Below are 26,052 nucleotides of genomic sequence, written 5' to 3'. Positions count from 1 at the left end.
ATGAAAATTGCTACTACGCTTGCAGGATCGAAATTCGGCCAAACCGAATCTGACGATTCAACAAGGGAGATGATGATGAAATTTGTGAAATGCTTGACCGGACTGGCACTGGCAGGCGCGCTTGCCGCCCCTGCTCTGGCGCAGGACCCAACCTTTTTCCGCATTGGGACCGGTGGTGCAGGCGGAACCTACTTCCCCATCGGCGGCACCATCGCAAACGGAATCTCCGCCCCTCCGGGTTCGCGCCCGTGTGAAGAAGGCGGTCAGTGCGGCGTTCCGGGTTTGATCGCGATTGCACAATCTACCACCGCGTCCGTCTTCAACAACGCCGCTGTACAGAATGGAGAGCTTGAGGCCGGTCTGGCTGCAGCCGACGTCACCCGCTCGATGTATCTGGGCGAGGGTAAATTTGAGGGCAAGCCTCACCCCAAACTCCGTATTGTGGCCAACCTCTTCCCTGAGGACCTGCATCTGGTTCTGCCAGCCGGCCAGACGATCAGTGATCTGGGCGATCTGGAAGGCAAGCGCGTCGGTATCGCGCAGGCGGGCTCGGGCACGCAGGTTGCCGTGCTGCAGATGCTGGACGCCTGGGGCGTCAACCGTGACAACATGGACGAAGCCGAACTGAACAACAGCCAGAGCGCTGAGCGCCTGGCCGACGGTCAGCTGGACGCCTATTTCTATGCCGCAGGTTGGCCTGTTGCTGCGATGGTGCAGCTGTCCTCGACCAAGGGTATGAATCTGCACTCCTTCAGTGACGAAGATCTGGCCAAGATCAACGAGATCATTCCTGCCTATATCCCCTCGGCGATTCCGGGTGGTGTTTATGAAGGCATCGACGGCGAAACCAAGACACCTGCGGTCAGCGCGATGTTGGTCGTCTCTTCGGACCTATCCGACGATCTGGTCTATCAGCTGACCAAGGCGCTGTGGAACGATAACACTCGCAAGCTGCTGGATAATGGCCACGCCAAAGGCAAGCAGATCACACCCGACACGGCACTGGACGGCGTCGAAGCGTTGGGGGTACCGCTGCATCCAGGGGCCGAGAAGTTCTACAAAGAAGCTGGTCTTCTCTAATCCACCACTCAGTGAACTGAGCTGAAGAAGCGATGTCCTGAAAAGGGGCATCGCACTCTCAAAGAGCACCAAAAATACAGGGAGGCCATCATGTCCGAGACCCAGCAACTTGATGACCACGAACTGACGGCCGAAGAACTGGCCGCGATCGAGGAACAGTTCGATGAAGGCGCCGCTGTACGACAGGTTACGCCCACAACGGGCAAGGCACTGCGCGTCGTTGCCTTGATCTTTGCATTCTACGAATTTTTCACAGCCGGGTTCGGCCTGCCAGCTGATCACTGGCATATGGGCATCTATCTGGCCCTGCTGTTCATACTGGTTTACGCCACCATTCCGATTGTCGGAGCCAAGAGCCTCTATGCCCTCAAGGTCAGCCGGTTCCGGATCGGCAATGTTCCTCTCTACGATCTGGTCTTCATGGGGCTGGGAATTATCGCCGCTCTGTACGTCGGGCTTGCGTGGCGCGGGATACCGTTTCTCGGGATTGAGGAACAGACTTTCCGGATGGGCAACCCCAACGGCTATGACGTCTTTCTAGGCGTGGTCATCATCCTGCTGGTGCTGGACATAGCTCGTCGCACGCTGGGATGGGTGCTGCCTCTGATCATCTGTGTCTTCATCTCTTATGCGTTGCTGGGCCCCTATTTCCCGGGCCTGCTTCAACACCCCGGCGTGAACTTCAAGACCTTTGTGTCATCGATGTATTTCCCGCAGGAAGGTATCTATGGCGTCACGCTTTGGGTCGTCTCGACTATTGTGTTCCACTTTGTCCTGTTCGGCGTGATCGCTCAACGCACCGGGTTGGGGCAACTCTTCATTGACAACGCAACTATTTTGGCGGGTCGCTACACTGGCGGTCCGGCAAAAGTGTCGGTGGTGTCCTCGGCGTTCTTCGGCACGATTTCGGGCTCTTCCGTGGCTAACACCGTTTCGACCGGCGCGCTGACCATTCCCAACATGAAGCGCCTTGGATACCCCGGGCATTTTGCGGGTGGCGTCGAGGCCGCGTCTTCGGCTGGTGGCCAGATCACTCCGCCGATCATGGGAGCCGCCGCCTTTATCATGGCCGAGTTCCTTGAGGTTCCCTATACCACCATTGTCATCGCTGCGATCTTTCCTGCGATCCTGCACTATGTCGGCGTCTTTGCCGTGGTGCACCTGATGGCGCGCAAGCTGAACCTGCAAGGTCTGGCCAAGGAGCAGTTGCCGCAACTTAAGGCCGTCTGGGCGGAAGGTTGGGCTAATATCGTGCCCCTGATTGGTCTGCTTGTGGTCCTGTTTACCGGCTATACGCCGTTCATGTCAGCCTTCTGCGGCATTTCGCTTGCTGTTATCGCGGGCATGTCACGCCTGAAACAACCTCCGACACTGATCTACGCAGCGGCGTTCTTGGCCTTTGTGCTATGGAAATTCTCGGATGGTGGATTCGATCTGAACATGACCGTGATCCTGTGCGGGTTGTCCGTGATCGCAACACTGAACCCGCAAAAGCGTATCGAAGTGCCCGAGATGCTGGCTGCAGTGGAACTGGGTGTGAAATACTCGCTGGCCGTTGGTGCTGCTGCTGCGGCCGTGGGCATCGTGGTCGGTGTGATCAACACAACCGGCATCGGATTCCGCATCGGGTTCATGGTAACGCAAGGCGCAGGAAATCTGGCGGCAGATCTCTATAACATGATTTCGTTTGGCAGCTTCCAGCTGTTTGCGATGGAAGATCTGCAACTGTTCATCTCGCTGGTCTTCATTGCCATCGTCTGCATCCTGATGGGCGCAGGCATCCCTACTACGGCGCTTTACATCATGCTGGTCTCTGTGGCGCAGCCCGCGCTGGCGCAGTTGGGCGTTCCACCAATCGCAAGCCACCTGTTCGTGCTCTACTACGGTGTGGTGTCCGAGATCACACCTCCGGTCTGCACCTCGGCCTATGCGGCGGCGGCGATTGCAAACTCCAACCCGTTCCGAACTGGTTTGTCCGCCTTTACCCTTGGGTTGGGCAAAGTGATCGCACCGATGGCCTTTGTCTATGCTCCGGTTCTGCTATTTGTATCCTCAACCGGGTTCAATCTGTGGGAATTCACCTATACCGCCACCAGCTGTATCGCCGGTGTCATAGCCCTGTCCGCAGCTGTGGTCGGGTACTGGCTGAAGCCGCTGAACATCGCGTCGCGTGTTCTGATGGCCATTGCAGGGGTGATCTTTGTCGCGCCTAGCTTGACGGCTGACCTGATCGCTCTGGCCGTGGCGTCGCCGGTCATCATCACCCAGCTGATCGCGCGCAATCGCAGCCAATCTCCGGCCTGATGCGATGACAGAGCAAGTCACCATCATAGGCGCAGGGATCGTCGGCATCTGTTGCGCACTATCGCTTCAGGAACGCGGCATACCGGTCCGCCTTTTGGACCGGGGCGACCCGGGGCAGGAAACTTCGTTCGGCAATGCCGGCGTGGTGTCACCATGGTCGATCATTCCGCAGGCAGTACCAGGCATTTGGAAGAAACTCCCCCAAATGCTGCTGGACCCAAAAAGTGCGCTGTCGGTTAGGGCGTCATTCTGGCCCAAGATGATCCCGTGGGGGATGCGCTTTCTGGGTAAATCCGGCGAAAAGTCTGTGCGCGAAGTTTCGGATGCGATGGAGATTTTGTGCCGCCCGTCCATCGATCTGTACCGTCGGCATCTCCAAGGCACTGGACACGAACAGCTGATCGCGGACAGCTACTACATCCACGCGTTCCGCAACCCTGGCCAGGCCGACATGGACGAGCTTGGTTATCAAATCCGCCGGGAAAAAGGTGGTGAGTTGGAGCGTGTCGACGGCGCTGAACTGCGGCGCATGGAACCTGCATTGTCAGAAGAGTTCAAGGCCGCGATTGTGATTAAGGGCCAGGCGCGTGCAACTTCTCCGGGGCGTTTGGGTGCTGTTCTGGCCGACAAAGCGCGTGCGCAAGGTGCCGAATTCGTGCGAGCCGAAGTCAGCAACCTGACCCGTGCCGAGGACGGTGTCTGGCAAATTTTCACGTCGCAAGACACGTTGAATGCACACCATATCGTCCTTGCGGCCGGAGTATGGTCTGCCGACCTGCTGAAACCCCTGGGACTACCCGTGCCCCTTGTAGCCGAGCGGGGTTACCATGTTGAGTTCCCAAACCCTTCGGCTGTGCTGAACAATTCGGTCATGGATGTGGATGCAAAGATCGTCGCAAGTTCGATGCAGGGCGGCCTGAGGGTTGCTGGCACGGCCGAATTCGGAAGCGTCGATGCCCCAGCTGACCCGCGAAAAGAAAAGATACTGACCGAACAGGCCAAATCATTGGTGCCAGGATTGAATACGGGTGAGGCGCAGTTTTGGATGGGTCGGCGTCCTTCCTTTCCCGACAGCTTGCCCGCGATTGGACAGCTCAATGGCAAAGAAGGCCTCTACACCGCGTTTGGGCATTCTCACTACGGCCTGATGATGGCGCCGAAAACAGGGGAACTTGTGGCGGACCTCGTGTCTGGTCGCAGCCCAAATATTAACCTTGACCCATTCTCGCTAGCCCGCTTCTAAATCTCTAATTCGAAAGGACTTAAGCGCCATGCCAATTTATGAAGGCGGCCAAAACATCTGCGGGGCTTCAATCGGGGTTTTGTGCCTTGAAAGCTCTTTCCCAAAACCGCCGGGGCATATCAAGAACCCGTCCAGCCTTCCGTTTCCTGTACTCTATGAAATGATCGACGGCATCACAGTCCCAACCCTGCTAAACAACCCAACGCCCGAGTTGCTAGCTCCTTTTATTGATGGCGCAAAACGACTTGAGGCAGAGGGTGTTCGAGCCATCACCGGAAGTTGCGGTTTTCTGGCCTTGTTTCAAAAAGAACTCGCCGCAGCTGTTTCCGTGCCTGTGTTTGCATCCAGCCTGATCCAGGTCCCTTTGGCATTTCACATGACCGGGGCAAACGCGCCGGTGGGCGTACTGACAGCCGATGCGTCTGCGCTGACGCCGAGGCATTTCGAAGGTGTCGGAGCGGCTGGTATTCCCGTTGCAGTTCAGGGATTGGAGGACACCAACGAATTCGCTGAAGTAATCTTGCGGAATACGCGGACCCGCATGGACACAGATTTGATCGAGGCCGAAGTGCTTGAGGCCGCACGGCGACTTAGACATCGATCACCGGGGATACGGTCGTTGGTATTGGAGTGTACCGATTTGCCGCCATATGCCGCGCGACTTCAGCAAGAACTGCAACTACCGGTCTTCGATTTGACGACATTGGCGCATATGGCGCATGCCGTTGCAACGCGCGAAAGCTATACCGGTATCATGCCTTGGGCATAAGGTCTAAACTGTATTGCACAGGATATGGGGAAACTAAGCGGAATGACCCGCGCGGCCTTTGAGAAAATGGCGCGCACCGAAGGTATCTTCCTTGATCCCATCGACTCCGTAAAAACCTTCTTGGGGTTGTTGAATTTGGTAAGTGCGGAAGAAATCCAACTGGGCAGAAAGTTGCTATGTCGCATACAGGCGGTTTGGCTGCTCTCTTTTGGTGCCAAAACGAGTTGATACACATCCCATCAAAAACCGGACCAAACAGCCCCAAAAGCCTAACCACTTGAGCATTTGGGTAGGCGAAAATCCCTTTAAGGTTCCCCAACTGGAAGGAAACAAGACATGACCATCACTCGGATCGAAACCGGCCAGCGCATGAGCCGGATCGTCAAACATAACGGTGTTGCCTATCTATGCGGCCAGACCTCGGACGCGTCTACGGTAAGTGACCAAACACGCGACATTCTAGCTAAGGTTGAAGATCTGTTGGCCAAAGCAGGCAGTGACAAGACCCGTATTTTGAAGTGCGAAATCTGGCTGGCCGATATGGCAGATTTTGCCGAGATGAATGCCGTTTGGGACACTTGGGTGCCAGAAGGCCACGCTCCAGCCCGTGCCTGCGGAGAGTCCAAGCTTGCCCGTAGTGTATTGAAAGTAGAAATGATTGTGACGGCAGCCTGTGACTAAATCGCGATCTGGGGAATGAAAAAGATAAGTGAAGTGCTATTAGAGGTATCGGAGGTCGTTCCAGATTAAATCGACTTGTTACGCATCGCCACACCTCGTTCTCTGATTTTCCCCGCGTTGAAAGGTTGGAATCTCTGCAAAACAAAGTGTCGCGGCATTCGAAATGGAAAGGCGGCGGGATGGGGCGACCTATAGCGGTTAATCTAGAATACCTGATGGTCAGATTAATTGTTCTTTCTCAAAATTTTTTGCGCAGCTTCGGTGCCAAGACGGCCTATATCCAGCCAGGAATCCTCGGGAGAACGGGTAAAGGGTCACGGCAGTCCAATGCTGCATCGCTTCCAAGGCGTTTCAACTGGGTCATTGGGGGGGCGAGTGTCCACTTTCTTCATTGAAGCGTCGTATCTGATGCGATCAAGTTGCAGGCTTTGCTCTATTTAATTATGCGATGTATAAATTTTATTGAACGAAGGATGCCATGCCGACCGGACACATCATGATGGCCATGAGCCTCGACGGTTTCGTTGCCAGAAAAGACCATTCGCTCGATTGGTTGAACAAGCAGCCTGCAGAAAATGAAGACCACGGGTTCTTCGAGTTTATGGACAGTGTTGATGCCCTTGTTATGGGAACAGGATCGTTGCGAACTGTCCTTGGATTTTGTGAATGGCCTTATGAGAAACCCGTCGTGGTACTCAGCCGCTCCATGACTAAACGGGATTTGCCTCAACATTTGCATGACAAAGTAGAGTTCTCGACCGCAAGTCCAGAAGAGTTATGGGAGATCTTTAACCAGCGCGGTTACGAGCGCGTTTATGTCGATGGCGGTGCGATCATTCGGTCGTTCCTTCAAGCCGGATTTGTTCAAGACATGAAGATTACCTTGGTGCCCATTCTACTGGGTGATGGTATTCGCATCTTTGGCGAAACAGATGGTGACGTTGATCTTGAACTGATCTCTGCCAAACCCTTTCCATCAGGTATGGTCGATCTGGTTTACAAAGTGCAATATGTATGACCAATACACCGACCGTAGGACGGCCTAAAAAATCAAAAGAACGCCTGTCTAAACAGCTTATCCTGCAAACTGCATTACCCATTGTACAAAAGCAGGGCGCGGGCGCGCTTTCGTTTCGAGTTCTCGCGGATAAGCTGAAGGTCACACCGATGGCCGTAACTTACCATTCTGGCAGTAAGCGAAAGTTGCTGGCCGACTTGGTTGAACTGGCCTTTGCGAACACGCTTCCGGGCACTGTTGAAGAAGGAGCAAGCGCGAAAGCGCGTAGCATACTAAATGCCTACTATCTTCGGGCTTTGCCGAATGCCAACCTACTGCGCGCAGTTCTGGAAGATGTCACTCTCATCAGCAAAGACCTCTTGGAAATCACTGATAGGCTGCGGGCCTGTACGCAGGAACTCGATGGTGGTGACAAGAATGATGTGCTTTTGCATCTTCTCATCGACTACACGCATGGATTTGTACTCTCCGCGTCAAGCGGCGAAGACAACCCATTAACAATCGACGACTTTTTGCGAGGTGTCGATTGGGTGCTGGCGCATGCGGAAGGTTGTACGCACGATTGCTCAAAATAGGGCACTCGGAACCTAAGAGATATTGACCTGTCTCGCTTGAAGGCCTATGTGCGCCAAACGTATGAGGCGGTGCGCCTCACACAACGGAGATTTTATGAAAGAGACCCGGGCCTAACGCCCGTTCCTGGCGACCCAATTCAGGAACACCAACATTGAAGGGCACACTCACGCACGATGCTGAGTGTCCTGTTGTTGTACTTTCGTAAAATCGAGACATCACAATGAATATCTCAAAGCACGAGCAACGTGTTTTGCACGAACTCGCCCTTGGCGGGTCGATCCATTTCGATCGCCTGGAAAACGGAAAAGTCCATGACGTCACTTGTTATACGCGTGACGGTTATGTGCTGTCCGACTGCACTCTCAGCGTTTTCCAACGCTTGCTGAAAAAGCGCTTCATTCACTCGAAGAATGGTCATCCCTACCGCGCCTCCGCGTTGGGGATCAAATCCGTTCGCGCCCAAATGAACCAAAGATAGGAAAGAACCATGAACCAAGCAGATATTGACGCCATTATTGAAGTCCACCGGCTGGCATTCGGAAAAGATGAAGGCGACGACATCGCTCGGCTTGCCGAAGACTTAACTGTCGAGGAATTTCAAAGCTCGGCTGACGGTGCTCCTGTCACCGGGGACGGTAATTGCCGCTTCGATCCGTTGCAGGGTCTCGGGCTCGCCGAGCTCCCAGGGCTCAAGCCCTGCCATGCGCGCGGTGTCGGAAAGCTTTGGGAGAGGACTTGCTACGTTCTTTGTAATAATTCCTCCGTTTTCTGTTCCGTGCAATTTGACAGCATCGTGCAGCAGGGCCCATCCGTCCTGCCGGGCACGCAGTTCTTTCTTCTTCTCGGTAACGCCGGTTGCGAAGCTGACCGCGCGGATGAGGTCAGCACGCCATTTCTTATAAGGCTCCAGTTTCTGGTTCAGGTCCGGGCGAGGATGAATGCCTTTTCTCGCCTTCGGGAAGTTGGCTTCAATCCACTTCAGATCTGCCGGGAGCCGGGACAACGGCTCACCATGTGCGTTGCCAACGAGACGGATCAATGCGGCATTCAGGTATTGAGGACCATTCTCGGCAATCCAGTCCTGGACATCCTGCATTGTGGAAATTCTGACCGTTGAGGGTCGTGGTGCGGGGAAGATATCTTTCATGTTCATGTCGTTCATATTGGCGGATTGTCGGGAAACCAAAGTTCCGCCTATTCCTGTTTTTTCCGTCTATTCCGCAGGAAAAGCGGAACTGTCGAGTGTTTGCCCGAACCGAAAACGGTCGGCTGTATCGCTTTTTTCCGGCTAATCCACGAACGCCTCCTTTTTCTGAGAGAAAGCTCCAAAAATCGCTTTCTCGAGACCAGAGCCGCTTTCTTCCTTGGCAATTTGATCTTTGGGTGAGGCATCGGTGTCCCGCGCTATTGGAAGATCGAGCAGCAGCCCCTCTTCTCGCCACACCAAAACCTCAAGAGGGCGAAACATGCGCTTGCGCGGCCCAAGGTTGACGGATGGAAAGGGAAGTGTTTCGCGACCGTCCGCTATTCGGCGTGACAGCGTGTTCGGTTTGACTCCGAGCAAACCGGCCATTGCCGCAAAGTCGATGAGAGGTGTTTTCAGCGCAGCTTCGAGGTCTTCGATTTCTGCCAGGATGGTCGAATTTTTGTGCTGAAGACGCAGCTCATGCAAATGAGTGAATAAAAATGTGCCTTCAATGCCGTGCAACGCGCGCCAGATTTGGTGCCAGGGGTACAGACCTGCAAAGCTAATCAACTGCTTTCGACGAACGATCTGTTTTATAGAGCTCCGCTCAACGGACAGGTGCCTGCAGAGTTCCGCCTGTGTTAAAGCGAAAGCTGAGGGTGAAACTGGGCAAATCTGCACTCTGGCTCTCCTGTCTTTTGACAGGAATTGGTTCCAGCAGTCGATTTTGAAAAAGGTTTGATGGATGAAATTGGAGATCTTTCGACTCTCGAACCACCTATCGTATTATTGAGCCATTTGTTGTTGCGCTATCGAGGCCGATCTGACGGCGTCTGCCGTCAGTCGCCTGAGTTGGCATCTAACAGGGGAGCTAAACACATTTTCTGCTCGGCTATGTTGCTGCCAGGTACTGCAAATAAGTTGAGATGCGCTTTGTCGCAGGTTTCATTTTGAAATTTCAACAAGTCACTCTTGCAGTAGTTGTTTGAGCCTGCTTTGTTCGCCTAAAACAACTATCACGATTGCGGCTATGAGCTTCTTTGACCAACCTATTCTGAATTCGCCATATTTGTACCCGAGCAAACACTGGGAGCTTGACGATGACGGGCATCCCACGGACAGAGAGGTCGCAACCAGAAGAAAATCTGCGCTCTGGACAGCTTTGCCTGGGGCTTCTTCTACCTCCAGCCGGTTACAAACCGCTATGGATCTTGGCGGAGAAGGCCTCTCGACAGATGCGACAGAGTTTAACCCATCTCCAATTGTCAATGATCTGCGCTCAGCCTTGGATTCATGGAGAAATCTGCCTAACCCAACCCAGTGGAAGGTGAGCCCGACTACCCAGCGGTTACTCCAACACTGGCGGGCCATTCAAAGGGATGAAAGCCAAACCATTCGCCCCTTTTTCTGCCAGCTCGAAGCAGTCGAAGCCGCTATTTGGTTGGCAGAGGTGGCCCCGCAAATGGGTCAACGCGGCAAACGGTTCTTAAATTGGATCAACACTGCAAATAATTTTGCAATTCAGCCTGACGGCGCAGATCCCTCGGACGCTAAACCTGATCTTACCCGGATCGCTTTTAAGTTGGCCACAGGCGCTGGCAAGACGACAGTAATGGCGATGCTGATCGCTTGGCAGGCCTTGAATGCTGTTCGGTCTCCCAACACCAAGAGATTTTCCAAAGGATTTCTGATTGTTGCTCCGGGGATCACCATTCGAGATCGGCTTCGGGTGCTACAGCCCAATGATCCCGAAAGCTACTATACTCGCCTCAATCTCGTGCCACACGACCTCTTGCCTGATCTTCACCGTGCAAAGATTGTCATCACCAACTACCACGCCTTCAAGCTTCGCGAGACGTTTGATGCTTCTAAAGGCACAAGGCGAGCGCTCGAAGGGCACGGAGAGGAACTTGCGACCACAGAAACAGAAGGCCAAATGATACAGCGCGCCATGGGAGATCTCATGGGAATGAAGAACATTGTCGTCATCAACGACGAAGCTCACCACTGCTATCGCGAACGCCCTGTTGCAGAAGAGTTCAAGTTTACTGGCGACGAGAAGAAGGAGGCTGAAGCCAACAACGAAGCTGCGCGTCTTTGGATTTCAGGAATTGAGGCTCTAAATCGTCAGCAAGGCGTGAAAGCTGTTTACGATCTCTCGGCCACGCCATTCTTCCTGTCTGGATCGAACTGGCCCGAAGGCACATTGTTTCCTTGGGTCATGAGTGACTTTTCGCTAATGGATGCGATTGAGTGCGGCATCGTAAAACTCCCACGTGTTCCGATTGCGGACAATCGGGCGGATGGTCAGCAGGTTCTCTATCGCAATCTATGGCCTGCTATCGGCAAGAGGATGCCCAAGAAGCAAAAGGGCGAATCCAAGCCCGATCCTCAGAAGCTCCCGATCGAGCTAAAAGTCGCACTGGATGCTCTCTATGGTCACTACGAAAAAACCTTCCAACTTTGGGAGAAGGAGGGTGTTGGTGTCCCACCCGTCTTTATAGTTGTCTGTAACAACACGACCAATTCCGAAATGGTACGGGATTACGTTGCCGGTTACCTGCGAACGAACGACAAAGACGAGGAAGTTGTTGAGCAAGGTGCCTTGGAGCTATTTCAGAATTTCGATGACTATGATCAGAGGATGGAGAAGCCTCGGACGATCCTGATCGACTCTGCCGCTCTCGAAAGTGGTGGCGAAATCGACAAGACGTTTCGCGATGCTCATGCAGAGGAGATCGAGGCGTTTAAAAGAGAGCGCGCCAATCGCGGTGCAGGGGTCGAAGAAATCACCGATGCGGAAATTCTCCGGGAAGTCATGAACACCGTTGGCCGAAAGGGCCGGTTGGGTGAACAAGTACGCTGTGTTGTCTCCGTTTCGATGCTGACAGAGGGTTGGGACGCAAACAACGTCACGCACATCATGGGCCTGCGCGCTTTCGGCTCACGATTGATCTGCGAGCAGGTAATTGGTCGGGCGTTACGTCGCCTATCTTACGACACGGACCCAGATACCGGGCTCTTCCGCACTGAATATGCAGATATCATGGGCATCGACGGGTTAAACTTTGCGGATCAGGGAAAACCCGCGGCTCCGCAACAACCGCGCCCTGTTGTGCATGTTCATGCAGTCTCACCAGATCGCGACGCGTTAGAGATTTCTTTCCCGCGTGTGGAAGGGTACCGGGCGGATTTTCCCAAAGAGCGTATCGACGTAGATCTCTCCAAAATGGAGCCTTACGTCCTAACAACCGAAAAGGTCAGCGCTACTAAAGTCCAAATGTCTGGCATCATTGGAGAAAGACACGAGATCAATCTTGAGTATCTGGATGATAGACGGCTGTCGACCATTGCCTTCCACATAGCAAACTATTGGGTCTCTTCCAAACTTCGGGACCCAAATGGAGAACCCAAGACCTATCTTTTTCCGCACGCCAAGCGAATTGTACTCCAATGGCTGAAGTCCGACAGATTGGTTTGTAAAGATGGCACAAAACGAGCTCAGCTTCTCTATCGTCAGCTAACTGATGAGGTTTGCGATCTCCTTATGGGCGCGCTGGTGAACCAGCCAGATGGAAAGTCGATTATTCGTGCGACCCTTGATCCGTTCGCTCCTGAAGGTTCAACTTCAGACGTTAATTTCACAACCTCAAAAGACACTCGGTACAAACCGCGCTCCGATAGGAGCCATGTCAACTGGATCGTCACGGATTCGGAATGGGAAGCGAAATTCGCACAAATTCTCGATGAACACCCTGATGTGATCTCATACACAAAGAACCACAACCTTGGATTCGAGGTGCCCTACACCATGGACGGTGAGGCGCGACGTTACCTTCCCGATTTCCTGATCCGAATAAGAAGCTCTCATGAGCAACCAGTGACCCTGGTTGTCGAAGTCAAAGGCTACCGGGGGCATGATGCGATGCTAAAGGCAGAAACCATGCGCAATAAGTGGATCCCTTCCGTGAACCGTCTCGAGCGTTTCGGACGCTGGGAATTCACCGAACTTCGCTCAATCCACGATTTCCGGGAAGATCTGGACCGGGCGATTGCTACCCTGTTGGGAGAAAAAGCTGATGTTTGACAGCACCAAAGAGGATCTCATTGACCTTTTAAAGAAGATTGACAGCGGCTCTATCCAGCTTCCGGACTTCCAAAGGGATTGGGTTTGGGACGACGAAGGCATTAGATCTCTGCTTGCCAGCATTGTCAGAGGATTTCCCGTTGGCGCAATTCTTACACTCGCCAACGGAGGCGAAGTCCAATTCAAGGCCAGACCCCTGGCTTCAGTCCAAGTCGGTGAAACGAACCCCGAAGAGTTTCTTTTGGACGGCCAACAACGATTAACCAGTTTGTATCAAACCCTTTTCTCGAAGAAGGTCGTAAATACGAAGACGGCAAAAGGGCAAGGCATTAAGCGGTTCTATTTCCTTGATATTAAGCAAGCTTTGTCGCCGGAGGCCGATTACGAAGATATGATCGTTGGCGTCCCGGAAGATCGTATTGAAAGGTCTGATTTCGGCAGAAAAATCGAGCGAGATCTTTCGACGCCCGAGAAACAGTATGAGCAACATCTTTTCCCGCTTAATCAGATATTCGAGGAAAGAGACTGGATTTATGGTTGGCGTGACTTCTGGCGCGAAAAAAACGAAGATATCTATGAAGTCGAAAAGCAATTCGACCGGCTTTTGATTGATACAGTCAAGCGCTACGAAATGCCGGTCATTCGTTTGAAGAAAGACAACTCGCGCGAGGCGGTTTGCCTCGTGTTCGAAAAGGTCAATACAGGCGGTAAAAAGCTGGATGCATTTGAGTTGCTCACTGCGATGTTTGCGGCTGACACTTACAATCTCCGTGAAGATTGGCTCGGCAGCTCTGGCAAACCAGGACGACTCGCCAGGCTACGCGGCGAAGGTGGTCGCCAAGACGTATTCAAAGAGCTTAAGAGTACCGATTTTCTTCAGACTTGTACCCTTCTCCATACGATGGATCTTAGAGATGCCTCTGCTGCAAAAGGGGCTGAAGGGCGTGAGTTGTCGGCGATTTCGATCAAACGCGACGCACTCTTGCGACTTCCCTTACCGGCCTACCAAAAGTATTCGGATGTCGTAGAGGAGGCATTCAAGGAAGCCGGCGCATTCGTAAATGAACAAAAGATCATATGGCACAAAGATGTTCCCTATCCTCCACAGCTGATCGCGTTGGCCGGCGTCTTTGCACGCATGGGGCCACAAGCCAAGACGGCACAAGCAAAGCAAAAGCTTTCGGAATGGTTCTGGTGCGGCGTTCTCGGAGAACGCTATGGCATCTCAACTGAAACACGGATCGCCAAAGACGTTCCTGCAATGATTGCCTGGCTGAAAGGTGAGGGCCCGGCTCCAGGCACCGTTGATGAGGCGCTCTTTCAGGCTGACAGGCTCGACACGCTGCGTTCTCGACAGGCCGCTGCTTACAAAGGTCTGCACGCTTTATTGATGCGAGAAGGATGCCGAGATTTTATTAGCGGTAAGCCGGTGGATATTATGACCTTTTTTCAAAACAGCATGGACATCCATCATATCTTTCCCCGTGCCTGGTGCGAAAAAAACGGCATATCTCCTGCCGTTTACAACTCGATAATCAACAAAACAGCGCTGTCGGCAGGGTCCAATCGCAAGATTGGTGGTAACGCTCCGTCCGAGTACCTGAAAAGGATCGAAGACGGCGGCATAGCATCAGGAGAACTGGACGATATCCTACGATCTCACCTAATTGATCCAGAACACTTGCGTTCTAATAACTTTGAGGCCTTCTGGGCGGCTCGCCGTAAGGCACTATCCGACCTGGTCAGTTCGGCAATGAACAAAAAGGTTGTTGATGATTCCGGCGACAATGAACCGGTGATTGATCTTGTCGAGATCGAAGAACACGAAGAGGTTGCGGCATGAGCGATACCAGGCCAATAGGCACGATCACACACGACGAAATGCGAGCTAACATCCCTTCGGCAGAGCTGGAAAGCGTCATGCATGAGGAGGACAAGGCCCCCATCAAAGTGGCTTACAAGAGACGCAATCGGGACCTCGATCCGCAACTAATCTGGCGCGAGAAGGATATCGATCGGGAAGAGCTCACCGTCGATGCCCCGCCGATCTACTTGCAGGAACAGGTGCACCCTAAGGCGCTGATTGACGATCTCCGGGCGGGACGGGAAAAGGCCGACGATTTATTCGGCCATTTCGGCCTGACGGATGAGGACCGCGAGGCCGAGGTGGAATTCTACCGCCACTCCCGCAAATGGTCGAACCGGATGATCTTGGGCGACGGCTTGCAGGTGATGTCGTCACTCAGCGAACGCGAAGGGCTGCGCGGACAAGTGCAGGCGATCTATATCGACCCGCCCTACGGGATCAAATTCAACTCCAACTTCCAGTGGTCCACCACCTCACGCGATGTGAAGGATGGCAAGATGGAACACCTGACGCGCGAGCCCGAACAGGTGAAGGCATTCCGTGACACCTGGCGCGACGGGATTCATTCCTATCTGAGCTACCTGCGAGACCGCCTGGTGGTGGCCCGTGAGTTGCTGACCGAGAGTGGCAGCTGCTTTGTCCAGATCGGAGATGAGAACGTCCACCGAGTGCGGGCGCTGATGGATGAGGTTTTTGGCGAAGAAAATTTCGTTGCTCAGATTTACTTCGTGACCACGACCGGACGTGGAGAAGATACTCTGGACCGCTTGGGAAACTATGTGGTTTGGTATGCTAAAAACAGCAAACAGATAAAATATCGCCAGCTGTTCGATTTGAAGGATTCCGAACAAACTGAAAGTGCAACTGACCTCCAGTCACAAGGGGTAAGGTCTACCGGTTCTTTTCCTGTCAGAGCTTTCGGCAGGCAATTCAAGCCACTTTCTGCAAATCACTGGAAAACTACAGAGGAAGGGCTTTCGCGCCTGATAAAAGCAGATCGGGTGAAGGAGATGAGAACTGTAATTCGATACCGGCGGATGATGGACGATTTTCGTGTTAAAGCGATTGGCGATGTTTGGACTGACACTGGCGGTGGGGCCGGTGCCGACAAAGTCTATGTTGTTCAAACAGGGATAAGAGTCCCGCAACGTTGCTTGCTTATGGCCACGGACCCCGGTGATCTTGTTCTTGATCCGACATGTGGGTCCGGCACAACAGCATTTGTCGCAGAGCATTGGGGGCGTCGTTGGATCACCATCGACACTTCTCGTGTTTCACTGGCCCTTGCTCGCGCTCGTATCATGGGAGCCAAATACCCCTGGTATCTTCTCGTAGACAGCCCTGAAGGACAAAAAAAGGAAGCAGAGATTACCCGAACACCGCCAACAACGACCTCGACGCATGGGGACGTGAGACATGGTTTCGTAAACGAGCGGGTTCCTCGAATAACGCTCGGTAAAATTGGAGCAAACACCGAGATCGACACAATCTGGGATCAAATGCTGCCTGCCGTGGAAGACGCCCGCGCGGCGCTCAACTATGCCCTCTCCGGCCACTCCGCCCCATTTATCGTCGAAGCTGGTGGCCGCAAAGGTGACAAGATCGACTTCACCGCCTCTGGCGAGGTTGAACTCCCCAGCGGAGAGATGGCCCCGGCAAACGGTTTCATGGAATGGGAAATCCCCCGCGACGCCCCCGAAGGCTGGCCGGCATCAGCCGAGGAGGCGTTAGAGGCATTCTGGCAGGCCCGCATCGCCCGGCAGAAAGAGATCGACGCCTCCATCGCCGCCAAGGCAGAGTTCGAATACCTCTATGACAAGCCCTATGAGGACAAGAAGCGAGTCCGCGTCGCCGGGCCATTCACCGTCGAAAGCCTGTCGCCCCATCGCATGTCGCCTGTGGACGAGAACGGCGAGATCATCGATGAAGTCGATGCCGCACGCGGCGATCGCAGCGGGCAGGAGCAGGAGGCAGAAAACTACCGCAAGGCGATCATGGAGAACCTCATCAAGGCCGGTGTGCAGCAGGTGGGCCGAGAGGACGCCATCAAGTTCGACACGCTAACCCCTTGGCCCGGCGACTGGATTGCTGCCGAGGGTCGATACATGGAGGGCGAGACCGAGCGCCGCGCCGGCATCTTCATCGGCCCGGAATACGGCACTGTCAGCCGCGCCGATCTGGTCGACACCGCCCGCGAGGCAGCGGACGCGGGGTTCGACATCGTCATCGCCTGCGCCTTCAACTTCGAAGCAATGGCACAGGAATTCCACAAACTCGGCCGCATCCCGATCCTGCATGCCCGGATGAACGCCGATCTGCACATGGCGGGCGATCTAAAAGCCGGTGGCGGCAACCTGTTCGTCGTGTTCGGCGAGCCGGATATCGATCTTCAGGAAGATGGAGACAAACTGCGGGTAGAGCTCTTGGGGGTCGACATCTTCAAACCATCAACCGGAGAGGTTGTGAGCTCCGAGGCCAGCGACATCGCCTGTTGGTTCATTGATACCGATTATTCCGGCGAAAGCTTCTTCGTTCGCCAAGCCTACTTCCCTGGCGCAGATGTGCCCTACAAAGCCCTTCGAACAACACTGAAAGGCGAAATCGATGAAGAGGCTTGGGATAGCTTGAAACGCACGGTCTCAAGACCGTTTGCACGGCCTAAATCTGGAAGGATTGCTGTTAAGGTAATCAACCATCTGGGTGATGAGGTGATGAAGGTTCTGGGAGTTTGATATGAGCGGTGGAGGCTATCGGGGAGGCTCTACCATTTTGCGTGTGCCGGGGAAGGCCAACACGCTCTCGTATGGTAGAGGCCTAAGTAACAGTATCGAAGAGCAGATAGACGCAAAACGTAAGGCGCAGAAACTTAAGCGAAAAAAGGCGATCGCAAAGAAGGCCAATACCAGTCCCAAAGGCGTGAAAAAGCAGAAAACTCTTGTTTGGCATGCTCCTAACAAGTCGGGTTCCCGATGACTGTTCTCATTGCCAACAGCTTCACAAAGTCCCTCGGAAAACTAACCAGCCAGGAACAATCGCAGGTCAAGATCACTGTCTTCGACATTCAAACCAACCCGGAAAGTTCCGGATTATCGATCCACCGAATAGACCGCTGCCGGGATCCGAATTTCTGGAGTGCGCGAGTAAATCGGGACATTCGGATTGTTCTTCACAAACGTGATGGCAATACACTTTTGTCTTATGTTGCGCACCACGATGATGCTTACGACTGGGCAACACGGCAACGGCTTGTTCAGCACCCCAAAACTGGTGCAATGCAATTCGTCGAGGTCAGAGAAACCGTCGAAGAGGTCATTATTCAGCGCTATGTTGAGGAAGCGGTAAAGAAACCTCGCCTCTTTCAAGCTGAAAGTGATGACGTGCTACTCAGTTGGGGTGTGCCAGAGGAATGGTTGGAAACGGTTCGTCAGGCCACCGAAGACACGGTTTTAGATATTGCAAGTCATCTTCCTGACGAAGCGGCAGAAGCCCTTGTCTCGGCCGCAGTCGGTGAACGTCCAACAGTCAGGATCGAACTTGCCACCAACATCGGGTTCGCGCACCCTGATGCACAGCGTCGCTTTAGGGTCATTGGCGATCAAAGGGAATTGGAATCTGCACTGGACGCGCCTTGGGACGATTGGGCGGTTTTCTTGCACCCAGCTCAGCGCGAGTTTGTGGAAAAAGACTTTAGCGGGCCGGCGCGTATTATAGGATCAGCAGGGACGGGAAAGACGGTCGTTGCACTTCACCGAGCGGTTCGTCTCGCTTCAGAGGATTCCGAGGCGCAAGTGCTGCTGACCACCTTTAATGAAGGATTGGCGCGAGGACTTTCAGAGAAGTTGTCCAGGCTTACAAAGGGAAACTCGGATGTTGCTTCGCGCATCACTGTGGGTACTCTAAGTCAAGTTTCGCAAAGCCTTGCTTTGGAGACGTTTGGCGATTTGGAGATCGCAGACCAAGCTGACATTTCCGACTACTTGAATGAGGCGAGAACCGCAGAAAGCAGCGAGATTGATCGGAGTTTCTTGCAGGATGAATGGCACCTCATAATCGATGCATGGGATATTAGAGACGCCCAAACTTACCTTGAATTACCACGTCTTGGTCGCAAAATACGCATGGCGACATCTCGGCGTGATGAGCTTTGGCAGGTATTCACCCGCGTAAGGGCAAAGCTTGAGGAGGAAGGCAAGACTACGCTTTCCGGGGTTATGCATCGTCTTGCTCAAGAAAGACGAGAATTTCCATATACCCATGTTATCGTGGACGAAGCTCAAGATATCTCTACTCCAGAACTTGTGCTGCTCTCCAGTATTGCCGGAGAGAAAGACAATGGTCTGTTTTTTGCAGGAGATATAGGTCAGCGCATATTCCGATCGCCTTTCCCCTGGAAGTCAGCCGGCGTTGATATTCGCGGGCGATCGAGGAGTCTTAAGGTCAACTACAGAACCTCCCACCAAATTCGTGAAAAGTCAGATCAGCTTTTGCCGACGCGTCTGATCGAAGCTGATGGTGGAGAGGACCGACGTTTGGGTATCACTTCCGTGTTTCATGGGCCTCAGCCTGGTCTTCATGTATTTGAAACACAGGAAAAGGAAGCCCAGGGCCTGCAGAAGTGGATTAAGCAGCGATTGCTCGATGGTTTTGACCCAAGCAGTATGGTGATCCTTGTAAGATCCGATGAACAGTTTGATCGAGCTCAGCGAGCAGTGCCAGAAGGGATTGAGATACCCATCATAAGTATGCACGAAGCGAAGGGTCGGGAATTTAGGGCGGTTGCCGTTATGGCGTGCGACGCGGATGTAATACCGAGTGAGCAGCGACTTCTTTCTGCCGCAGATGAACCCTCATTGAAGGAGGTGTTCGACACGGAAAGGCACCTGCTCTATGTCGCGGCGACACGCGCAAGAGAGCAACTATGGGTCTCTGCCTGTGAGCCACCTTCTGAATTCCTGGAGGATCTTTTGGAGCTTTAGGCGGTGACCGTAGGTGATCCTTTGTTACGAGCTGCAAGTGGTGTCCAGGGCTGACAAGCGTGCACCTCTTTTCTCGGAGCGCTGAAAGACTACGCAGCGCCAGCGGACATCCACTCGCGAGTGTTCATCAAACAACGTGTGCGTAAGCCATCAGACTCTCGATAGCTTGACGACGTTGAGGCGTGTTTGGAAGGCAAAGGTGGTAGTCTTCGCTGATTTTGCGGAGCCTGACGGCCAGTTCCGTTGATGTGCAGCTTGTTTCCTTACCGATCTGGTATTTGCTGGGGTGCACACCAAAACTTTGCGCATGTACCAGAACTTTTCCGCACTGCGTGGATTTGATCCGAACTACTCTGGCGGTTTCATCGATATCAAGTTCAACTTCAACATCGGCGGCCGGTTTGGCAAGAAGGTCGCAACTCTTGATGATCGGGTGACCCAAAGATTCTGAAAAACCGACCGTCACCTTGAGATCAAACTTGTCCAGCTCGGACTTCAGCGTCGACACATTTCGTCGAGTGTAGGAGCGATTGATCGTGTTGCCCCCAGCGTGGCCGGCAATTGCCTGGCGACGGTTTTCAGGTACGCCGGCGTCTTCGAGCGCGCTGCTCATTGTCTTTCGCAGCGCGTAAAAGTCCTCATGCCAATCTGCGATACCCAAGTGGGTGAATAGTGTCTTCAGCTGCTTCCCGAAGTTTCCGGAGATGGCCGCAATGTCAGCGCCTTGCGCCGGAGAGGGAAACAGAAGGCGCTGTAGTGCGGGCAATGAATGAACCCACTCTACAAAGCCCATGTCGATCAGGAGTTGCGGCAGCGGTAGCACCCGTTTGGAGTCACTCGTTTTGACGCGATGTTCCGCCGTGATCCCCAGTCGAAGACTCAGAACACCGTCATGGACAATCAAGTCGGTCTTTTTAAGTTGCAGGACTTCTAAAATACGACTGCCGAGCGTCATGACCAATAACGGAACCCAATATTTGGCGTCACGAATGATCATTGGCCCGGGCTTCCAACGACGGGAATCGGAACTGCAGCCGGTGTAGACGGGTGACATGAGGAGTGTTTTCAGACGTTCTTGCGACCAAAAGTCACGTTCCTTTGGTTTCTCTTTTCGGAAGAACAGTGGGTCTTTGTTCTTTTCGTTCAGCACTTTGATATGCTGTTGCATTTTGTTTTTCGTCAAAAACCGGATTTGCCCTTTGTATCCAAGCGTTTCCTGAGCGTTTCGAAAAATGGCGTGCAGCCGGTCGAGGTGGTGTCCGACCGTGGTCATGGCCAACCTTGGGATTAGGACTTCAGCGAGGCGAGCACGTTTTTCTGGTAGTGGGAGCAATTCGTCTGCTTCTATTTCGGCGCGCATTGCAGCATCATTGAGATCCGCTATTTCAACTTCTTCAAGCTTCGTTGGATTCGGGCGATCTTTAACGAAGCGATTGTTGCCGTGCTTCTTCCCGTGCAGTGCTGGTATCCGTTGAACGAACCACATCAGATCTTTGACGTGCTCAGTCGTGACTGTTGACAGAGCGATATCCCCCCAAAATTCGAGTGCGATGGCGCCTGTGGCCGCATATTTGTTTGCCATATCTTGTGAGGTTGCGTTGACCACAGCGCTCTCAATAGCTCCGGACAACATGATTTCTCCCTCAATGAAGCGGTCAAAATCCCTGTTCTCGTCTTCTGTGAGAAGATTGGACGCGGCAACTCTAACGTCTTCACCGTCGAGCACGTCGATTTCAACCTCATTTATTTGCCGTTGCTGGGCGACTGCCCGTCGACCAAGATCTGCCGATACCGGCGTGGCTACAGGGATGGAAATTGTTTCCCCTGCCGCAAGCAGCACTGGTTCGGTGCTGGACCAGTCGCGCTTTCGCATCGCTGCTTTGAGAACTTTATTTTCGTTTTCCAGTGCTTCGATGCGGGCGTTTGTCTCCTGATCAGAAAGCCCACAATCAGCATTTTGTTCCTTCAGAATGCGATTGAGTTCAGCGCGGAGCATCTCTTTCAGTAAGGCAATTGCCTGTTCAGGTGTTATCTCTTTTTTGTTCAGTGCGTTCACGATTTCCGTTTCCCTCTGCTCGTAAACCGCGAGCAGGCATCCAGCCCGCACTACGGCGTCGAGCGGTAGGTCGGTTTGCAGTGAAAAACGCAGAAATCGGTTTGATGCGCTGTACAATATTTTTTTTGGCAGACGCTTCATGAAGTAATAAGTGCGGCCACGCCTCGTAAGATAGGGGCCGACACGAGCGCGTCGCCTGGGTCGAAATCCGATCTTGGAGTGGCGAGTGTGTATCCCAAATTGTATCCCACCATCGGAGGCATGGGATACATGTCGGCTTGAAGGGGTGGATTTCCCCTTATTTTGTTGTTCTTTCGGAGAATGGTGGCTGGGGTGGTAGGATTCGAACCTACGATACACGGTACCAAAAACCGCTGCCTTACCACTTGGCTACACCCCAACGGTGAGCGGCTATCTACGACTCTTGTTCGGGGGGATCAAGGCCCACTTCTCAAAAAAATGAGCCGCTCAGAAATATTTTTCTTCATCCCGACGTTTCCAGAAGAATAGCACCCTGACGGCTTCCAGCCTCGACGGCCTCATGGGCAGCGGCGCACTCCTGTAGCTTGTACACCGATTGTATTGGGCAGTTCAGGGCGCCGGATTTCAGCGCGGTGTTCAATCGTTCTGCGGCTGCGACCCGTTGGTCGGCGGGCAAGAGATAAACCAATACCATCTCCAGCGTTACTGCTTTGAACATCAAGAGATAGAATGGAAGCACCGGCGCCATTTCCAGTGCTGATCCGTAGGCGTTTATGCGGCCATTCTCGGAAATCACGGCCGAATTGATCTCGGCGTTTTTGCCAAATTCTACGTCGACGATCCGAGAAACCGTCTTGCCACCGTTTGCGTCGAGAATCTGCTGCTCCAGATTCGGAGAGGTGTGGTCCAGAACCGCATCGGCCCCGGCTGAGGCAACCCGGTCCAGATTGTGTCGAGAGGCAGTGGAAATGACCTTTGCACCACCCCATTTCGCCAGTTGCACCGCCAGATAACCAACTGTTCCCGATCCGCCGTGGATCAAAACAGTCTGCCCCTCGACTTCGCCCCCGGAAAATACTGTGTGGCTGGCCGTCAAGCCCGGAATTCCCAGTACCGCACCTGTTTGTAGGGAAACCTGATCGGGCAGGTTGACGGCTTGTTCCGATGGCAGAGTGATCTTTTCGGCGGCCGTCCCAAACCCGCGTTTCCATTGGCCATTCCAAATCCAAACCCTCTCGCCAATTCGCGACCGGGAAACATCGGGTCCAACCTCAGAGATCACACCAGCTCCGTCGCTGTGGGGGATGATGACGGGGAAGGGCGGCTTGGTAACACCAGGGCGGGCGCCGGATCGGGCCTTAACGTCCGACGGATTCACGCCGGAATAGGCGAGATCGACGACGACCTCTCCATGACACGGTGGAACAGGTTCAAGCTCTTCTAACTGGAGCACGTCGCTGGCAGTGCCGAAGTCACGATAGGTTACAGCCTTCATTTTCACCCCCGGAGTGTCGTTACGTTCACACTAGCGGTGCAACCGGCGAATGCTAGGGTCAGAATGGTGAGAGGGAGGGACCGACATGAAAACGCTGCGTACACCCGATCAGCGCTTTGAGGGGTTGGCCGATTATGGTTTCGCGCCGAACTATGTGGAAATAGACGATACCGAAGGCGGAACGCTGCGGGTTCACTACGTTGACGAAGGACCAGAGCAGGCGGCACCGGTTCTCATGATGCATGGTGAACCCAGCTGGTCCTATTTGTACCGGCACATGATACCCAAATTCACGGCTGCTGGTCACCGAGCCGTGGCCCCTGATCTGGTCGGCTTTGGACGATCGGACAAACCCGCCCAACGTAGCGACTATACGTATGAGCGTCATGTTTTCTGGATGGGTGAGGTGCTTCGCAAGCTCGATCTGAAACAGATCACGCTGGTCTGTCAGGACTGGGGAGGGCTTATTGGTTTGCGGTTGTGGGCTGAGATGCCCGAGCGTTTTGCGCGCATCGTCGTTGCCAACACCGCACTGCCTACGGGTGACCAGCCATTGGGTGACGCGTTTGCGTCATGGCGCAGTTTCAGTCAGGAGGTTCCGGAGTTTCCCGCCGGTCGGATTGTCTTTGGTGGTACGGTGTCCAAATTGACGGATGATGAGGTCGCGGCATATGACGCGCCTTACCCGGACGAGAGTTTCAAGTCAGGTGCACGGCAGTTTCCGATGCTTGTGCCGGATCGTCCGGACGATCCCGCGTCCGAGCCAAACCGACAGGCATGGCAGGTTATCCGCACGCTCGACACGCCTGTCCTGACAGCGTTTGGTGCGGATGACCGCATCATGGCGGGTGTCGACAAAGTGTTTCAAAAGCTGTGCCCCGGCGCCGCCGGTCAGCCGCATGTATTGCTGCCGGACGCTGGACATTTTCTGCAGGAAGATGTCGGCGCTGAACTGGCCGAGGTCACTAACCGGTTCATAATGCAATCGCCCCGATGACCTGTGTCAGCCCTATTCGCGAAGCTCTTCGGGCTCGACACCCCAAAGTTCCTGCTTGAGAGCCCATCCGCGATAGCCGCCCGCTGAAATATGGCACCAGTCCAGTGTGCAGGTCCCCAGCCGGGCCACCACACCGTTCTCGAAATGTGCATTGATTTGCGACTTGGAATCGGGTCCGGCGTAGACAGGCAACATCTCGTCCTCGACCAGAACGGTTCGGACACCAGACAGCAGCGCATAGTGCACCCATCCACCAGCCCCGTCGCGATCCTGCACCTTGCGCCAGTTGCCATACTCCGCCGTGATCTGCAGCGGCATGTCGCGGCGTTTGAAAACCCAATCGATTCGATGCGTCAAAGACGGGCCTCGCCGGACATTCCCTTCGGCAGCTTTCATCGAGACAAAGCGGGGTAACGGAAGGTTGGTGACAGGACCACGTTTATCTTCTGCGTTTGCGGCAACCGCGCAGAACGCAAAAAGAAACGAGAAAATCAGCGCCAAACACTGGCGTTTCACCGAAAATGCGCGACTCACTGCCTGCCTGCTCTTGTGCCTGTTGATCCGGTTTCAAAAAAGGTTGTGCCAATAACGCTCGGGGTTCTTGTGCCCCGCCTGATCCTGCGCCACGATGCCATGACGCGCGCCTGTTTGCAAAGCAGTGGGAGGGCTGAAGTGCCAAGAGAACGTCTGAGTGTTGTCGTTACGCGACGGTTGCCCGAAGCGGTGGAAACCCGGTTAAGCGAACTCTTCGATGTGCGTTTGCGCGACGATGACACGCCAATGACCCGGGACGAACTGGTCGAGGCGGTCAACGACGCCGACGTGCTGGTTCCAACCGTTACGGATACGATCGATGCGGGGCTATTGGGGCAAGCCGGAGAAAACCTGAGGCTGATTGCCAGTTATGGTGCGGGGGTCGACCACATCGATGTTGCCACCGCACGGCAACGCGGAATTCTTGTTTCAAACACGCCGGGTGTTTTGACCGACGATACGGCGGATATGACCATGGCGCTGATTCTGGCGGTCACACGGCGCATCCCCGAAGGTCTGGGGATCATGCAAAAAGGTGATTGGGAAGGCTGGGCTCCGACGGCGTTGCTGGGCGGACGCATCGGAGGGCGGCGTCTTGGCATACTGGGAATGGGCCGGATCGGTCAGGCCGTGGCGCGCAGGGCAAGCGCGTTCGGGATGCAGGTGCACTATCACAACCGCCGCAGGCTGCGTCCGGAAATCGAGGAAGAATTTGAAGCGACCTATTGGGACAGCCTGGATCAGATGGTTGCCCGTATGGACGTGATTTCCGTCAACTGCCCGTCGACGCCATCGACCTTTCATCTGATGAACGCGCGCCGCCTGAAGCTGATGAAGCCATCGGCGGTGATCGTTAATACATCGCGTGGCGAAGTGATCGACGAAAATGCGCTGACCCGCATGATCCGATCAGGAGAAATCGCGGGGGCAGGGCTGGACGTTTATGAACACGGCACCAGCGTGAACCCCCGGTTGCGGCAAATGCCGAATGTCGTGCTGTTGCCGCACATGGGCTCGGCCACGCTGGAAGGGCGGATCGAGATGGGCGAGAAGGTCATCATCAATATCAAGACCTTCGAAGACGGCCATCGCCCGCCCGATCAGGTGGTGCCGTCCATGTTGTAAAGCGTCCTATCCGGGCGCAGAGGTTTCCCATGAAATGTGGAATTGCGCCTTCGATACGGAACGCCCGACCGGCGAT

The 26,052-nt window shown here is 54.1% G+C and carries 20 protein-coding genes and 1 tRNA gene; 15 read left to right on the top strand and 6 right to left on the bottom strand.

All coding sequences use genetic code 11. The features are described 5' to 3' along the window. The first annotated feature begins 75 nt into the window (after positions 1-75). The 9 genes from ACR0NA_RS08400 to ACR0NA_RS08360 all read left to right on the top strand — a co-directional run bounded on the left by ACR0NA_RS08400 (position 76) and on the right by ACR0NA_RS08360 (position 8,149). Positions 76-1,080, top strand: a complete 1,005-nt coding sequence (locus ACR0NA_RS08400) for a TAXI family TRAP transporter solute-binding subunit (protein ID WP_480727900.1) — start codon at positions 76-78, stop codon at positions 1,078-1,080. 90 nt (positions 1,081-1,170) lie between these two features. Then, positions 1,171-3,384, top strand: a complete 2,214-nt coding sequence (locus ACR0NA_RS08395) for a TRAP transporter permease (RefSeq protein WP_480727898.1) — start codon at positions 1,171-1,173, stop codon at positions 3,382-3,384. A 4-nt stretch (positions 3,385-3,388) separates the two neighbouring features. Continuing rightward, positions 3,389-4,627 (top strand): NAD(P)/FAD-dependent oxidoreductase, encoded by a 1,239-nt coding sequence (locus ACR0NA_RS08390; RefSeq protein WP_480727896.1) that lies wholly within the window; start codon positions 3,389-3,391, stop codon positions 4,625-4,627. 28 nt (positions 4,628-4,655) lie between these two features. After that, positions 4,656-5,396, top strand: a complete 741-nt coding sequence (locus tag ACR0NA_RS08385) for an aspartate/glutamate racemase family protein (RefSeq protein ID WP_480727894.1) — start codon at positions 4,656-4,658, stop codon at positions 5,394-5,396. A 42-nt stretch (positions 5,397-5,438) separates the two neighbouring features. After that, positions 5,439-5,624: a hypothetical protein gene (locus tag ACR0NA_RS08380; protein ID WP_480727893.1), complete on the top strand. Its 186-nt coding sequence runs from the start codon at positions 5,439-5,441 to the stop codon at positions 5,622-5,624. A gap of 108 nt (positions 5,625-5,732) precedes the next feature. Further along, a complete protein-coding gene (locus ACR0NA_RS08375) occupies positions 5,733-6,077 on the top strand; it encodes a RidA family protein (RefSeq protein ID WP_480727891.1) in 345 nt (114 codons plus the stop codon). A 496-nt stretch (positions 6,078-6,573) separates the two neighbouring features. Beyond that, positions 6,574-7,095 (top strand): dihydrofolate reductase family protein, encoded by a 522-nt coding sequence (locus ACR0NA_RS08370; RefSeq protein WP_480727889.1) that lies wholly within the window; start codon positions 6,574-6,576, stop codon positions 7,093-7,095. Beyond that, a complete protein-coding gene (locus ACR0NA_RS08365) occupies positions 7,092-7,670 on the top strand; it encodes a TetR/AcrR family transcriptional regulator (RefSeq protein ID WP_480727887.1) in 579 nt (192 codons plus the stop codon). The genes ACR0NA_RS08370 and ACR0NA_RS08365 overlap by 4 nt, the downstream gene beginning before the upstream one ends. Before the next feature lie 221 nt (positions 7,671-7,891). Continuing rightward, entirely contained in the window at positions 7,892-8,149 is a 258-nt protein-coding gene (locus ACR0NA_RS08360; protein WP_480727885.1) for a YjhX family toxin, read from the top strand. Between the two features lie 102 nt (positions 8,150-8,251). Here the strand turns inward: ACR0NA_RS08360 and ACR0NA_RS08355 are convergent, their stop codons facing one another. Then, the gene (locus ACR0NA_RS08355) at positions 8,252-8,833 is read right to left on the bottom strand and encodes a hypothetical protein (protein ID WP_480727882.1); all 582 of its coding nucleotides are present in this window, start codon (positions 8,831-8,833) and stop codon (positions 8,252-8,254) included. A gap of 126 nt (positions 8,834-8,959) precedes the next feature. Next, on the bottom strand, positions 8,960-9,538 hold the full coding sequence (locus ACR0NA_RS08350) for a hypothetical protein (protein ID WP_480727880.1): 579 nt from the start codon (positions 9,536-9,538) through the stop codon (positions 8,960-8,962). A 349-nt stretch (positions 9,539-9,887) separates the two neighbouring features. On the opposite strand from ACR0NA_RS08350, the gene ACR0NA_RS08345 reads away from it, so the two are divergent. From ACR0NA_RS08345 to ACR0NA_RS08330, 4 genes are all read left to right on the top strand, one after another. Next, on the top strand, positions 9,888-12,944 hold the full coding sequence (locus ACR0NA_RS08345) for a BPTD_3080 family restriction endonuclease (protein ID WP_480727876.1): 3,057 nt from the start codon (positions 9,888-9,890) through the stop codon (positions 12,942-12,944). Beyond that, positions 12,937-14,787, top strand: coding sequence for a GmrSD restriction endonuclease domain-containing protein (locus ACR0NA_RS08340; protein WP_480727874.1), 1,851 nt, complete (start codon positions 12,937-12,939; stop codon positions 14,785-14,787). Before ACR0NA_RS08345 ends, ACR0NA_RS08340 begins: the two co-directional genes overlap by 8 nt. Beyond that, the gene (locus ACR0NA_RS08335) at positions 14,784-17,543 is read left to right on the top strand and encodes a site-specific DNA-methyltransferase (protein WP_480727872.1); all 2,760 of its coding nucleotides are present in this window, start codon (positions 14,784-14,786) and stop codon (positions 17,541-17,543) included. The genes ACR0NA_RS08340 and ACR0NA_RS08335 overlap by 4 nt, the downstream gene beginning before the upstream one ends. 237 nt (positions 17,544-17,780) lie before the next feature. Beyond that, positions 17,781-19,787, top strand: coding sequence for a UvrD-helicase domain-containing protein (locus tag ACR0NA_RS08330; RefSeq protein WP_480727870.1), 2,007 nt, complete (start codon positions 17,781-17,783; stop codon positions 19,785-19,787). A gap of 127 nt (positions 19,788-19,914) precedes the next feature. Here the strand turns inward: ACR0NA_RS08330 and ACR0NA_RS08325 are convergent, their stop codons facing one another. From ACR0NA_RS08325 to ACR0NA_RS08315, 3 genes are all read right to left on the bottom strand, one after another. Continuing rightward, entirely contained in the window at positions 19,915-21,984 is a 2,070-nt protein-coding gene (locus ACR0NA_RS08325; RefSeq protein WP_480727868.1) for a site-specific integrase, read from the bottom strand. Positions 21,985-22,168: 184 nt separating this feature from the next. Continuing rightward, positions 22,169-22,243 (bottom strand) — tRNA-Gln (locus tag ACR0NA_RS08320). Between the two features lie 84 nt (positions 22,244-22,327). Then, positions 22,328-23,320, bottom strand: coding sequence for an NADPH:quinone reductase (locus ACR0NA_RS08315; protein ID WP_480727866.1), 993 nt, complete (start codon positions 23,318-23,320; stop codon positions 22,328-22,330). A gap of 85 nt (positions 23,321-23,405) precedes the next feature. On the opposite strand from ACR0NA_RS08315, the gene ACR0NA_RS08310 reads away from it, so the two are divergent. Further along, positions 23,406-24,317: a haloalkane dehalogenase gene (locus ACR0NA_RS08310; protein WP_480727862.1), complete on the top strand. Its 912-nt coding sequence runs from the start codon at positions 23,406-23,408 to the stop codon at positions 24,315-24,317. 12 nt (positions 24,318-24,329) lie between these two features. Here the strand turns inward: ACR0NA_RS08310 and ACR0NA_RS08305 are convergent, their stop codons facing one another. Next, positions 24,330-24,818: an SH3 domain-containing protein gene (locus ACR0NA_RS08305; RefSeq protein WP_480728043.1), complete on the bottom strand. Its 489-nt coding sequence runs from the start codon at positions 24,816-24,818 to the stop codon at positions 24,330-24,332. Between the two features lie 171 nt (positions 24,819-24,989). Between ACR0NA_RS08305 and ACR0NA_RS08300 the strand changes: the two genes are divergently transcribed. Further along, a complete protein-coding gene (locus tag ACR0NA_RS08300; protein WP_170651095.1) occupies positions 24,990-25,976 on the top strand; it encodes a 2-hydroxyacid dehydrogenase in 987 nt (328 codons plus the stop codon). Positions 25,977-26,052: the final 76 nt, after the last annotated feature.

Source organism: Ruegeria sp. C11 (genome assembly GCF_056537725.1).
This window is presented reverse-complemented; position numbering and strand designations above follow the sequence as displayed.

Bases quoted from the DNA above. Each gene is read 5' to 3' on its own strand.
- ACR0NA_RS08400 (WP_480727900.1), top strand. From the start codon at position 76: ATGAAATTTGTGAAATGCTTGACCGGACTGGCACTGGCAGGCGCGCTT.
- ACR0NA_RS08395 (WP_480727898.1), top strand. From the start codon at position 1,171: ATGTCCGAGACCCAGCAACTTGATGACCACGAACTGACGGCCGAAGAA.
- ACR0NA_RS08390 (WP_480727896.1), top strand. From the start codon at position 3,389: ATGACAGAGCAAGTCACCATCATAGGCGCAGGGATCGTCGGCATCTGT.
- ACR0NA_RS08385 (WP_480727894.1), top strand. From the start codon at position 4,656: ATGCCAATTTATGAAGGCGGCCAAAACATCTGCGGGGCTTCAATCGGG.
- ACR0NA_RS08380 (WP_480727893.1), top strand. From the start codon at position 5,439: ATGACCCGCGCGGCCTTTGAGAAAATGGCGCGCACCGAAGGTATCTTC.
- ACR0NA_RS08375 (WP_480727891.1), top strand. From the start codon at position 5,733: ATGACCATCACTCGGATCGAAACCGGCCAGCGCATGAGCCGGATCGTC.
- ACR0NA_RS08370 (WP_480727889.1), top strand. From the start codon at position 6,574: ATGATGGCCATGAGCCTCGACGGTTTCGTTGCCAGAAAAGACCATTCG.
- ACR0NA_RS08365 (WP_480727887.1), top strand. From the start codon at position 7,092: ATGACCAATACACCGACCGTAGGACGGCCTAAAAAATCAAAAGAACGC.
- ACR0NA_RS08360 (WP_480727885.1), top strand. From the start codon at position 7,892: ATGAATATCTCAAAGCACGAGCAACGTGTTTTGCACGAACTCGCCCTT.
- ACR0NA_RS08355 (WP_480727882.1), bottom strand. From the start codon at position 8,833: ATGAACGACATGAACATGAAAGATATCTTCCCCGCACCACGACCCTCA.
- ACR0NA_RS08345 (WP_480727876.1), top strand. From the start codon at position 9,888: ATGAGCTTCTTTGACCAACCTATTCTGAATTCGCCATATTTGTACCCG.
- ACR0NA_RS08340 (WP_480727874.1), top strand. From the start codon at position 12,937: ATGTTTGACAGCACCAAAGAGGATCTCATTGACCTTTTAAAGAAGATT.
- ACR0NA_RS08335 (WP_480727872.1), top strand. From the start codon at position 14,784: ATGAGCGATACCAGGCCAATAGGCACGATCACACACGACGAAATGCGA.
- ACR0NA_RS08330 (WP_480727870.1), top strand. From the start codon at position 17,781: ATGACTGTTCTCATTGCCAACAGCTTCACAAAGTCCCTCGGAAAACTA.
- ACR0NA_RS08325 (WP_480727868.1), bottom strand. From the start codon at position 21,984: ATGAAGCGTCTGCCAAAAAAAATATTGTACAGCGCATCAAACCGATTT.
- ACR0NA_RS08315 (WP_480727866.1), bottom strand. From the start codon at position 23,320: ATGAAGGCTGTAACCTATCGTGACTTCGGCACTGCCAGCGACGTGCTC.
- ACR0NA_RS08310 (WP_480727862.1), top strand. From the start codon at position 23,406: ATGAAAACGCTGCGTACACCCGATCAGCGCTTTGAGGGGTTGGCCGAT.